Below are 11,840 nucleotides of genomic sequence, written 5' to 3' on the forward strand. Positions count from 1 at the left end.
GGATTGTTGTAGCTTTCTTGTAGTTATACTACATGAGCTGCGGCCCGCACAGTTAAACGAGCCTGGCCCTGCATCCGTGCGGCGTTTTTGAGAAAGCCGGCCTGTCGATACGGGGTACCTACAGATCAGTAATCAGTTTCCTTGTGCGCTCGCAGCAGCGCCGCCAAAGCCTCGGCATCAATCGGCCGACTGATCAGATAACCCTGCACCTCATCGCACCGATGCTCCTTGAGGAACGCCAGTTGCTCCTTGTCCTCGACTCCCTCCGCCACTACCTTCAAACCAAGACTGTGGGCCATGGCGATAATGGCGCGGGTGATCGCCGCATCCTCGCTGCCCTCGCCCAGCCCGCGAATGAAAGCCTGGTCGATCTTCACGTAGTCCACCGGGAAGCGCTTGAGGTAACTCAGGGAAGAATAGCCGGTCCCAAAATCGTCGATGGCCAATTGCACGCCCAGCTCATGCAACTGCTGGAAGGTCGCGATGATGTGCTCGACGCTGTCCAGTAACTGGCTTTCAGTAAGCTCCAGTTCCAGCCAGTCAGCCTTCAGGCCGGTTTCTTCCAACACCTGGCGCACCAGACTGACCAGCTTGCCCTGGCGCAACTGATGCACCGACAGGTTGACCGACACGCGGATCGGCCGCATGCCCTGACGTTGCCACTCACACGCCTGCCAACAGGCCTTGCGCAGGACGAACTCGCCAATGGCACCGATCAGGCCGGTCTCTTCGGCCAGACCGATAAAGTCCCCCGGTGGCACCATGCCCAGACTCGGATGGCGCCAGCGCACCAACGCCTCGGCGGCTTCGATACGCCCGGTGGCGAGGCACAGCTTGGGTTGATAGAAAACCTCCAGTTGCTGCTCGTCGATCGCCTTGCGCAGTTGGATCTCCAGTTGCAGACGTTCCAGAGTGCTGGCTTGCAGGCTCTCGGTGTAGAACTGGAAATTATTGCCGCCCAAATGCTTGGCGTGCTGCATCGCCATGTTCGACTGGCTGACCAGCGCCGAGATTTCACGGGCCGAATCCGGTAACAGGCTGATGCCCACCGAAGCACTGATAACCAGCTCATGCCCGGCAATCGAGATCGGCGTGCGCAACTTGGCCAGCAGCCGACTGGTGACCCGGGCCAGGCTCGACAGGTTGGCATAGGCGTCGAACAGCACGGCGAACTCATCGCCGGACAAGCGGGCAATGGTATCGGCCTCGGGCATCGCACTGCCCAGGCGCCGCGCAACATGACGCAGCAATTGGTCGGCAACTTCGTGTCCCAGGCTGTCATTGAGCAGCTTGAAACGGTCCAGGTTGATATGCAGCAACGCCAGGCTTCTGCCGCCCTGGCGCACGCGCTGGTTGCCTTCGCGCAGGCGTTCCTTGAACAGCGAGCGGTTGGCAAGGCCCGTCAATTCGTCGTAATGGGTCAGGTAGCGCATGCGCTCTTCGGATTCGCGGCGCGCGGATAGATCGGCGAAGAAGCCGACAATATGGCTCAATTCGCCGCTCGAATCGCGCACTTCGCTGAGATGAACCCACTGCGGATACAGCTCGCCGTTCTTGCGCGTCTCGACCAGTTCGCCCTGCCAGTTGCCGGTCAAGTCCAGTGAATGGCGTATCGCGGCGAAGTGGCGGCGGATATCACGACTGCTGGCGATATCGGTAACCGTGCGCCCGACCATTTCTTCCTCGGTAAAACCGGTGACCTGACTGAATGCCTGGTTGATCGCCAGAATGCGATAGTCAGGGTCGAAGATGACGATGCCTTCACTGGCCGCCTCGAACACCGTCGCCGCAAGGCGTGGCGGGCTTTTGCTCAGGGTCAGGTTGGCTTCTTCCAACTCGCGGGTGCGCAGGGCCACGCGCTCTTCCAGCTCGGCATGAGCCTTGATCAGATCGCGCTCGGCACGGCGGCGCTGCTCGATTTCCCGCGCTAGTTCGGTATTGAGCTGGTCGCCCTTGATCTGCGCCTGCTGCAAGGATTCGATCAGCGCCTGGTTTTGGAAACGTCGCACCAGCCCGCGCTGAATCAGCCGATTGACCTGCCAGGCCACTACCAGCAAGGCGAGCATCAGGATCAGCCCCAGCCAGCCCCAGCCGCGCATCGGTACATCGCCGCCCCAGAACAGGTAAAGAACCGGTGGCAGCAGGCAGGGCAAGGTAAAGGACAGGAACGCAGGAATACTCGCGGCATAACCGACGCTGGCCGACAGCGTCGCCGCGCCGATCAGACCGAAGACCCAGGCCTGTTGCTCGAAGTTTTCCACCGGCACCAGCGCCAGGGCCGCACTGGCCAGGGTCAGGCCACTGCCTATGGCACCGAGCAGGAACATCCGCCCCCATATCGGCTGGGCCTGGCGTTCAGGGGACGCCGCAGTGAAGGCAGCCACCTGACTGACACGCAGACATACCAATGCCGACAGCCAGCCGACCCAGACGCCGACCATCAGATAGCGTTGCGGGCTCCACAGCAGCCAGGCACAGACCAAACCATTGATGAACATGAGCAGCGTCGGCAGCATCGAGCCTTGATACAACAGGCGCGTACGCTCAACCGCCAGTTGGGTCGCGAACTGCTGTCGTATGGCCCGACGGCTGGTGACAGGCGCATCGGATGCGTTGAAGCTGAATGACATGGTGATGTTCTTATAATAGTGGTGCCTCAAACGTGCACGGAGCATACACAAGCGACGGAGCAGACCAAACTGCCATGCATCATAAAAATATCAATTAGCCAGTAGTTGAATCGGGACTTGTGCTCATACGATAACTGGCCTCGATAGTATGACGTTAAGTTTGCCGACCCAAGCCGGGCGCCATAGAATGCGTCGATGCGCGATGACCTCTCCCTTCTGCTTAATTCACTCAACGATGCCCAACGCCAGGCTGTAGCAGCCTCCGTGGGTCGTCAGTTGGTCCTGGCCGGTGCCGGCTCCGGCAAGACTCGTGTGCTGGTGCATCGTATCGCCTGGTTGATCCAGGTCGAACAGGCCTCGCCCCACTCGATCCTGTCGGTGACCTTCACCAATAAGGCTGCCGCCGAGATGCGCCACCGCATCGAGCAACTGATGGGCATTAGCCCGGCAGGCATGTGGGTCGGCACCTTCCACGGCCTGGCGCACCGCCTGCTGCGGGCGCACTGGCAGGAAGCCGGGTTGGTACAGACCTTCCAGATTCTCGACAGCGACGACCAGCAACGCCTGGTCAAGCGGGTAATCCGCGAGCTGGGCCTGGACGAACAGAAGTGGCCAGCCCGACAGGCCCAGTGGTTTATCAACGGCCAGAAAGACGAAGGGCTGCGCCCGAAACACATTCAAGCGGGCGGCGACCTGTTCCTCGCCACCATGCGCGGCATCTACGAAGCCTACGAAAATGCCTGCCAGCGCGCCGGGGTGATCGACTTCTCGGAGCTGCTGCTGCGTGCCCTCGACCTGTGGCGCGACAATCCCGGCCTGCTGGCCCACTACCAGCGCCGCTTCCGTCATGTATTGGTCGACGAATTCCAGGACACCAACGCCGTGCAGTACGCCTGGTTGCGGCTGCTGGCTCAGGGCGGCGACAGTCTTATGGTGGTCGGCGATGACGACCAGTCGATTTATGGCTGGCGCGGGGCGAAGATCGAGAATATTCACCAGTATTCGTCAGACTTCCCTGATACCGAAGTCATCCGCCTGGAGCAGAACTATCGCTCCACCGCCAGCATCCTCAAGGCGGCCAACGGCCTGATCGTCAATAACAGCGGTCGTTTGGGCAAAGAGCTGTGGACTGACGTCGGTGATGGCGAGCTGATCAGCCTTTACGCCGCCTTCAATGAGCACGACGAAGCGCGCTACGTGGTGGAAACCATCGAAAGCGCGATCAAGACCGGGCTGATGCGCAGCGATATCGCCATCCTGTACCGCTCCAACGCCCAGTCGCGGGTGCTTGAAGAAGCCTTGCTGCGCGAGCGCATTCCGTACCGCATCTATGGCGGCCAGCGCTTTTTCGAACGTGCCGAAATCAAGAACGCCATGGCTTACCTGCGTCTGCTGGAAGGTCGCGGCAACGATTCGGCACTGGAACGGGTGATTAACGTTCCGGCCCGTGGCATCGGCGAGAAAACCGTCGAAGCCATCCGCGAACACGCCCGCCACGCCGACGTGTCGATGTGGGAAGCCATGCGCCAGCTCATCGCCAATAAAGGCCTGACCGGCCGCGCCGCCAGTGCCCTGGGCGCTTTCGTCGAGCTGATCGAAAACCTTGCGGCCAAGGTCATGGAGATGCCGTTGCACCTGATGACCCAGACCGTCATCGAGCAGTCCGGGCTGATCACCTATCACCAGGAAGAAAAAGGTGAAAAGGGCCAGGCACGGGTAGAAAACCTTGAGGAACTGGTCAGCGCAGCACGAAACTTCGAAAACTCCGACGAAGATGAAGAGCTGACGCCACTGGCGGCATTCCTCGGTCATGCCTCGCTGGAGGCTGGCGATACCCAGGCCGACGAGCACGAAGACAGCGTCCAGTTGATGACCCTGCACAGCGCCAAGGGCCTGGAGTTCCCCTACGTGTTCCTGGTGGGTATGGAAGAGGGGCTGTTCCCGCACAAGATGAGCCTGGAAGAACCGGGACGTCTTGAAGAGGAACGACGCCTGGCCTATGTCGGCATCACCCGGGCCATGCAACATCTGGTCATGACCTACGCAGAAACCCGACGCCTGTATGGCAGCGAGACCTACAACAAGGTGTCGCGTTTCGTACGGGAAGTACCGCCCGCGCTGATTCAGGAAGTGCGCCTGTCCAACAGTGTCAGCCGCCCGTTCGGTGGCACTCAGAAAGTCAGCACCAGCAGCCTGTTCAACGGCACCGGCATCCCGGAAACCCAGTTCAGCATCGGCCAGAGCGTGCAACACGCCGTGTTCGGCGAGGGCGTGATTCTCAACTTCGAGGGCGCAGGCGCCCAGGCCCGGGTGCAGGTCAACTTCTCCGAAGGCAGCAAGTGGCTGATGATGGGGTATGCCAAGCTGGTTGCGATTTGACGGAGTGCGGTCATCCACGCAATACCGTAATTGAAATACGTTTGTAGGAGCCGGGCTCGCCCGCGAAGAACGATAACGCGGTGTACTTGATGCACCGCAGCGCCTGATTCGCGGGCAAGTCGGGTCGCCGCATCGCTCGCGCCAACGGATCATCATGTTCACTGACGCGCTGAAGCTGTCCGCTTCCTGTCAGCAAATAAAGAAAAATCCTACAGCGCTTTAACTATTGCCTTACAAGCCCCATAGAAAGGGTATCTGCGAATTTATGCAAAAGCCGGAAACATTTGCTCGCTAGCCAGCGACCTGTCCGCTATGCAAGATGCCGCACGTGCAATCCACAAACGGGAATTCCCTCATGCAACGTTTTCTTAGCATCGTTCTGGCGCTGTGCATCGGGCTCACCATGAGCCTGGACGCCAGCGCAGCACGCTTCGGCGGCGGTAAGAGCATTGGCTCGGCGCCGACTCACCAGGCCCGCCAGACCGCCCCATCCGCGCCTGCAGCCGCGCCTAACGCTGCCGGTCGTCCGACTCCTGCCGCTGGCGGCGCGTCCCGCTGGCTGGGCCCATTGGCCGGTCTCGCTGCCGGTGGTCTGCTCGCTTCGATGTTCATGGGCGGCGGCTTCCAGGGCATGCAGTTCTTCGACATCCTGATCATGGCGGTCATCGCTTTCGTGATCTTCCGTTTCATCGCTGCGCGTCGCCGCAAGCAACAGCCTGAAATGGCCGGTGCCGGTGCGCCGTATCAGCGTGAAGCCGCGCCGCAGCCTGCGCAGAACTCGATGTTCGGCGCCAGCGCCGCATCTTCGGCAGCGCCCGTCATCAATGCACCTGCCTGGTTCAACGAACAGCGCTTCCTGGAGGCCGCCCGCAACCACTTCCAGTCCCTGCAACAGCACTGGGACGCCAACGAAATGGACAAGATCGCCGAGTTCGTGACCCCGCAGATGCTGCAATTCCTGCGCAAGGAACGTGCGGACCTGGGTGATGGCTTCCAGTCGACCTACATCGACAACCTCACCGTGCAACTGGATGGCCTGGATGATCGCGCCGATAAAACCATCGCGACCCTGACGTTCGCCGGCGTCTCCAAGACCTCGCGCTTTGACCAGGGCGAAGTGTTCAGCGAAAGCTGGAACATGGAGCGCGCTCAGGGCGATAACCAGCCATGGCTGGTCGCCGGTATCCGCCAGAACGGTTGAACCACTACGTTTTACCCATGATCAGAACCCCGGACTTGTCCGGGGTTTTGTTTTATCCGTTCGGGTAGTTATTTTGAGAAAGCCTTTACGCTACTGTATAACCCGCGCCAACACGTTAGAGGATCCAGGTCGTGGAAGAAGTCATTGAACAATTGCGTGAAGCCAACGAGCCGGTGCCGGTTCCGCTTGAGCTTCCTGACGAGGACCAACTCGTCGAAGTCGAAGAACAGCTGTTCATCAACATCCCCTTCGTCTTCAAGGAATTCCTGCTGACCGTCAGTGATGTGGTCTACGGCAGTCTTGAACCGGTAACAGTGACCGACCCGCAGTCACACACCTATCTGCCTGAAGTCGCGGCCAACGCCTGGGACATCGGCGTGCCTCGCGAGCTGATCCCGATCTGCCAGGACGGTGAGGACTACTACTGCGTCGAAGAAGACGGCACCGTGGTGCTGTGGTCCGGCGAAGAAGAGTTGGTCACCGAGGAAAGCTGGGAATCGGTCTGGCACTGGGCCCGCGACGTCTGGCTGGAAAGCTGATCGTCGGTGCACCGGAGTGCGCCGGGGCAATCAATGCTCGGGCGGCTCCTGGTGGTTATCCAGAGTCTCCAGCAAGGCAACCTGCATGCGTGTATGCACACGGATGAGCCAGCGCCAGAGCAGAGCCGCGACCAAAGCGGCCAGTGCGACGACCACGAAGAGCAATTCGCTGGTCGGCAGAATGCTCGCCGACAACGCAGCGAGCAGCAGGAAGATCACCAGTAGCGACAACAGCGGGATGACTTCAGCGATCACCTTGCGTACCCGCACCGTATGGCGCCCCGCCATTTCCGGCTTGACCCCCATTTCCGCCAGCAACATCGATAACGCCTTGAGCTTGCGATAAGCCGCAATCAGGAACGGCAGAGATAACAACAGCGCCGCGCCACAGATCACGGCCTTCTGCAGACCGCTGTCGTTGACCCACTCGCTAAGCGTCACGCTCAGCCGTTCGGCGAAATACCCGCCACAGAAGAAAATCGCCACTACCAGCGCCAGGTTGACTCCGACCTGCAGCAGGATCCGGCGAATCATCGAGGCCAGCAACGCACCCTCGCCCTGGGGCTGAATACTGCGCAGCCACTCTCCGTACAGATTGAAAACCCTGGCGACTCGCACCGGCATGGCGCCGGCCAGCTTGTGCGACAGCGGGTCGGCAGCGCGGATCAGATAAGGCGTGAGCAAAGTGGTAATAGCCGAGACCGCTACAGCCACTGGATAGAGGAAATCACTGGTGACCTGCAAGGTCATGCCCAGCGCGGCGATGATGAAGGAAAATTCGCCAATCTGTGACAGCCCCATACCGACCCGCAATGAGGTTCGCCCGTCGTTGCCCGCGATAAACGCTCCCAGGCCGCAGGACAGCATCTTGCCCAGGACCACGGCGACCGTGATCACAGCAATGGGCCAGGCGTAGTCGAGGAGAATCCCCGGATCAATCATCAGGCCGATGGCGACAAAGAAGATCGCGCTGAACATGTCACGAACGGGCTCGATCAGGCGCTCAATCTTCACCAATTGGCGGGATTCAGCCATGATTGCGCCGATTAGAAACGCGCCCAGCACCATGCTGTATTCGAGTTTCACCACCAGCAGGCAGAAGCCGAAACACAGGCCTAGCACCGTCACCAAAAGCATCTCATTACTTTCAAAACGAGCGACGTAGGCCAGCAGGCGTGGCACCAACAGGATGCCTACCACCAGGGCCACGATCATGAATAACGAAAGCTTACCGACCGTGGAAAACACTTCGCCGGAGCTGACCGTGCCACTCACCGCAATGCTCGACAGCAGGGCGATGATGCCGATGCCGAGAATGTCTTCAACGATCAACACACCAAAGATCAGCTGGGCAAAGCGCTGGTTTTTCATCTTCAGGTCATTGAGTGCCTTAACGATGATGGTGGTCGAGGAGATCGCCAGGATCGCGCCAAGAAATAGCGAATCCATGGTGTCCCAGTCGAAGAAGCGGCCAATTTCGTAGCCGATCCAGATCATCAGGACAATTTCCAGGAAGGCGGCGACAAAGGCCGTGGCGCCCACCTTGAACAACTTGCGCAGGCTGAACTCCAGTCCCAGACAGAACATCAGGAAGATCACCCCCAGCTCGGCCAGGGTTTTGATGGTCTGCTCGTCGTGGATCAGGCCCACGGGCGGCGTATGCGGGCCAATAAGGAAACCGGCGACGATATAACCCAGCACCACCGGCTGCTTGAGCCGATGGAAAATAATGGTCACAACCCCGGCCACCAGCATGATCACGGCCAAATCCTGGATAAAACTGATGGCATGCATGGGTAGGGCTCCCTGTCCTGAGTGTTCAGCCGCACCTTGAGTCCGACCAATCAGCGGGCTGGGTAAGGTAAATCGGGCTGTTAACTGCGAAAAATCCGACTTAAATGTAGGAATTGTCCCGTTCCACGGGTTTTCGCAGGTTAACACTGCACATTCATGGGAAAAGCCGGTGCAATATATGGAAACAGATGTGTGTCAGGCGTGACGGCAACCGACCCGCTAGCGTCCCGATATCTGTTGTCTGCAAATCCGCGAGCACCGTCAACAGGTGCCACTTTTGAACGCCTTGATCGTGAGTACGCTATGGAACCCGGAAACGCCCAGCTGTCGATGACTGTATTGATGACCCCGGACATGGCCAACTTCTCTGGCAACGTCCACGGCGGCACCCTGCTCAAGTACCTCGATGAAGTCGCCTACGCCTGCGCCAGCCGTTATGCCGGCCGCTACGTAGTGACCCTGTCGGTAGACCAGGTGATTTTCCGCGAGCCCATTCACGTAGGTGAACTGGTGACCTTCCTGGCATCGGTGAACTACACCGGCAACACCTCCATGGAAGTCGGCATCAAGGTCGTGACCGAGAACATTCGCGAGCGTTCCGTACGCCATACCAACAGCTGCTTCTTCACCATGGTGGCCGTTGACGACCAGCGTAAACCCGCCAGCGTCCCGCCATTGGAGCCGGAAAGCGGCGAAGGCAAGCGCCGCTTCATCCAGGCACAACAACGTCGCCAGATCCGCCAGGAACTGGAAAAGCGCTATCGCGAGATCAAGGACGAGACGTTGTAATCAGGTTGGAATGCTGTTGTGGGAGCCGGCTTGCTGGCGATGGCGGAGAATCAGTCAATGATGCCATTGCGAGCGCTTCGCACTCGATCGCCACCAAGGCGGCTCCCACAAAATCTCACTCTGACTCAATTACAACTGCACCGCCTCAAACCGTACCCGCGGATGGGCGATACGGTCCTGAGCCCTGACCAGCTCCAGTTCATAGCTACCGCAAGCCTGGGTTTCCAGCAGTACCTCGTGCACCGCCGATGCGGCGAACTCGAACGCTGCGACCAGGCTATCGCCCAGCAGCAACCGCGCCAGGAACAACCCCGAGGTCAGGTCGCCGACACCCACCGGCTGACGAGGAAAGGCCAGCAGAGGCCGGCGCAGGTGCCAACTGCCTTCGGGGGTCACCAACAACATCTCGAAACCATCTGGCTCTTTGCCCGGATAATCCAGGTGCTTGACCACAATCGCTTTCGGGCCGCGCTCCAACAACGCCCGCGCCATGCCCAGGCAATCAGCCAGGGACGTCGGCTTGCGCCCTGCGAAGCTGTCCAGCTCCAACTGGTTGGGGCACAGGAGGTCAGCAACTACCGCTGCTTCATCCAATAGAAACCGGCTGACCTCCGGCGCCACGATGCAGCCTTTTTCCGGATGGCCCATTACCGGGTCGCACAGATACAGCGCCTTGGGATTGGCCGCCTTGATCCGCGCCACCCCTGTAAGGATCGCCCGCCCCTGATCGGCAGTGCCCAGATAGCCCGACAACACCGCATCACAGTTGCCCAGCTCGCCAATGGCGGCGATGCCGTCGATCAGTGCCGGTATCTGCTGCGACGCCAGGACCTCTCCCGTCCATTGCTTGTATTGCGTGTGGTTGGAGAATTGCACCGTGTTGAGCGGCCAGACGTTCACCCCCAGGCGCTGCATCGGGAAGACCGCCGCGCTGTTGCCGGCATGACCGAAAACCACATGGGACTGAATGGCGAGCAAATGGGGCGTACGCTTCATGATGGGGTCCTGAACACGATGCAAATGCATTCATTAGAAATTTAAGTCGCGCAGTATGGCCGCAAATCATCGGACACGGTTAAGCTGCAACTACTTAGTTGGAGCGCCCTGCCATGCTGACCCTGGGAAACATTTTCGTGCTGATGCTGCTCTTGAGTGGCGCGGCGTGGTTGTGGCACGGCCACGGCTTGCGTGAGCGGGCATTGAGCCGGGTCAAGCAGCATTGCGCGCGGCTTGATCTGGAGCTACTCGACGAAAACGTCGCCTTTCGCCGCTTTGCCTTTACCCGCGACGCCAACGGCCGCAAGCGCCTGGCCCGTGTGTATAACTTCGAGTTCACCGTGACCGGCGAGCAACGTCATCCCGGCACCATCACCATGTTCGGCGCCAACACCGCGCAGATCGAGCTGGCGCCCTACCCCTTCGAAATCAAGACACCGCCACCGCGCAGCGCCGAGATCATTCAACTCAGCGAATGGCGTCAGGAACACAACAAGTGGAAGCAGTGATCGCCTAAACCAGGCAGGCCGCCAACTGCGCCTGCAGGAAGGCAGCGTCCTGCTCGCGGGCAAAAATCAACTCAAGGCGTGAGTCCCTTCGCCATTCGCTAGGCTGCCAGCTAAACGCCGCGCCATCCAGCGCATTACCGGATACCCAGCCAGCATCGCTGTGGATAACCAGCTTGGCCCGCCGCCAATCCAGGCTTTGCAGCCAGTCCTGCAAGGCTCGCCGATCAAAGCATTGCGATGGATGCCAGCGCCAGCCGATGCTCCAACCTTCCTGCTGGCTTTGACTCAGGCAAATAGGCTGGCGCGGACAGGTCCAAATTGTCGGCATCTGCGCCAGACTGGCGGCAGGCTTGTCCACAGGCAAATTGTCCCCACCGACCTGGCTCTGGTTATCCACACCCGGCAACTCACTCAGCGGCAACACGCCCTGCTCGGTCCAGTACAACGCCCGATCCGGCAAAGCCGCCACCAGTTGCTGACGCACCGCCTCATCGAGCCCGGCAGACTTGTTCAATATCAGCAGCCCGGCATCCGCCAACGCTTCCTGCTGGCTCGATGGCAGCGCCTGTCCTGCTGCCATGGCCGTGGCATCGAGCACCATCACACTGGGCTGTAGCGCCAGCACACCGAGCCATGGTGCCTGCCGCAGCTGTGCCAGCAACTGCGCGGGATGGCCCAGGCCGGAAGGCTCGATAAACAAGCGGTCAGGCCTGGCCTTGCGCAGCAGCCGCCCGAGGCCGATCTGGAACGGCGCGCCATTCACACAGCACAGGCAGCCCCCAGCCACTTCGCCAAGTGCGATACCATCGGCAGCCGTGGTCAGCAGGGCGGCATCCAGGCCGATCTGACCGAACTCGTTGATCAGGATCGCCCAGCGTTCAGCGGCCGGTTTCTGCGCCAGCAGATGCTTGATCAGACTGGTTTTGCCCGCGCCCAACGGGCCGGCAATGAGATGGGTAGGAATGTTTTGCAACATGATGGCGGCTTCTGAGAATGCTTGAGA

Annotated in this window: 9 protein-coding genes; 5 read left to right on the forward strand and 4 right to left on the reverse strand. The window is 60.0% G+C overall.

Annotation, left to right across the window (positions count from 1 at the left end; translation table 11 throughout):
* Positions 1-125: 125 nt before the first annotated feature.
* A complete protein-coding gene (locus M2401_RS06795; RefSeq protein WP_259100937.1) occupies positions 126-2,630 on the reverse strand; it encodes a bifunctional diguanylate cyclase/phosphodiesterase in 2,505 nt (834 codons plus the stop codon).
* A gap of 195 nt (positions 2,631-2,825) precedes the next feature.
* On the opposite strand from M2401_RS06795, the gene uvrD reads away from it, so the two are divergent.
* From uvrD to M2401_RS06810, 3 genes are all read left to right on the forward strand, one after another.
* On the forward strand, positions 2,826-5,009 hold the full coding sequence (uvrD, locus tag M2401_RS06800; protein WP_259100939.1) for a DNA helicase II: 2,184 nt from the start codon (positions 2,826-2,828) through the stop codon (positions 5,007-5,009).
* A 355-nt stretch (positions 5,010-5,364) separates the two neighbouring features.
* Entirely contained in the window at positions 5,365-6,210 is an 846-nt protein-coding gene (locus tag M2401_RS06805) for a Tim44 domain-containing protein (RefSeq protein ID WP_259100941.1), read from the forward strand.
* 131 nt (positions 6,211-6,341) lie between these two features.
* The gene (locus tag M2401_RS06810; protein ID WP_259100943.1) at positions 6,342-6,749 is read left to right on the forward strand and encodes an SMI1/KNR4 family protein; all 408 of its coding nucleotides are present in this window, start codon (positions 6,342-6,344) and stop codon (positions 6,747-6,749) included.
* A gap of 30 nt (positions 6,750-6,779) precedes the next feature.
* Here M2401_RS06810 and M2401_RS06815 read toward each other — a convergent pair whose 3' ends face one another.
* Entirely contained in the window at positions 6,780-8,543 is a 1,764-nt protein-coding gene (locus M2401_RS06815; RefSeq protein WP_259100945.1) for a cation:proton antiporter, read from the reverse strand.
* A gap of 303 nt (positions 8,544-8,846) precedes the next feature.
* On the opposite strand from M2401_RS06815, the gene M2401_RS06820 reads away from it, so the two are divergent.
* Complete coding sequence (locus tag M2401_RS06820) at positions 8,847-9,332, forward strand: acyl-CoA thioesterase (RefSeq protein ID WP_259100947.1); 486 nt, start codon at positions 8,847-8,849, stop codon at positions 9,330-9,332.
* Positions 9,333-9,461: 129 nt separating this feature from the next.
* Here M2401_RS06820 and pdxY read toward each other — a convergent pair whose 3' ends face one another.
* Positions 9,462-10,328 carry a pyridoxal kinase PdxY gene (gene pdxY / locus M2401_RS06825; protein WP_259100949.1) on the reverse strand — a complete coding sequence of 289 codons (867 nt, stop codon included), beginning with the start codon at positions 10,326-10,328 and terminating at the stop codon, positions 9,462-9,464.
* A 113-nt stretch (positions 10,329-10,441) separates the two neighbouring features.
* Between pdxY and M2401_RS06830 the strand changes: the two genes are divergently transcribed.
* The gene (locus tag M2401_RS06830) at positions 10,442-10,837 is read left to right on the forward strand and encodes a DUF3301 domain-containing protein (RefSeq protein ID WP_259100951.1); all 396 of its coding nucleotides are present in this window, start codon (positions 10,442-10,444) and stop codon (positions 10,835-10,837) included.
* A gap of 4 nt (positions 10,838-10,841) precedes the next feature.
* Here M2401_RS06830 and M2401_RS06835 read toward each other — a convergent pair whose 3' ends face one another.
* Entirely contained in the window at positions 10,842-11,813 is a 972-nt protein-coding gene (locus tag M2401_RS06835; RefSeq protein WP_259100954.1) for a GTP-binding protein, read from the reverse strand.
* Positions 11,814-11,840 lie beyond the last annotated feature (27 nt).

It is taken from the genome of Pseudomonas sp. JUb42, assembly GCF_024807945.1.
GTDB lineage: Bacteria > Pseudomonadota > Gammaproteobacteria > Pseudomonadales > Pseudomonadaceae > Aquipseudomonas.

Coding starts and splice junctions, on each gene's coding strand:
- M2401_RS06795 (WP_259100937.1), bottom strand. CDS start 2,630: ATGTCATTCAGCTTCAACGCATCCGATGCGCCTGTCACCAGCCGTCGG.
- uvrD (WP_259100939.1), top strand. CDS start 2,826: ATGCGCGATGACCTCTCCCTTCTGCTTAATTCACTCAACGATGCCCAA.
- M2401_RS06805 (WP_259100941.1), top strand. CDS start 5,365: ATGCAACGTTTTCTTAGCATCGTTCTGGCGCTGTGCATCGGGCTCACC.
- M2401_RS06815 (WP_259100945.1), bottom strand. CDS start 8,543: ATGCATGCCATCAGTTTTATCCAGGATTTGGCCGTGATCATGCTGGTG.
- M2401_RS06820 (WP_259100947.1), top strand. CDS start 8,847: ATGGAACCCGGAAACGCCCAGCTGTCGATGACTGTATTGATGACCCCG.
- pdxY (WP_259100949.1), bottom strand. CDS start 10,328: ATGAAGCGTACGCCCCATTTGCTCGCCATTCAGTCCCATGTGGTTTTC.
- M2401_RS06830 (WP_259100951.1), top strand. CDS start 10,442: ATGCTGACCCTGGGAAACATTTTCGTGCTGATGCTGCTCTTGAGTGGC.
- M2401_RS06835 (WP_259100954.1), bottom strand. CDS start 11,813: ATGTTGCAAAACATTCCTACCCATCTCATTGCCGGCCCGTTGGGCGCG.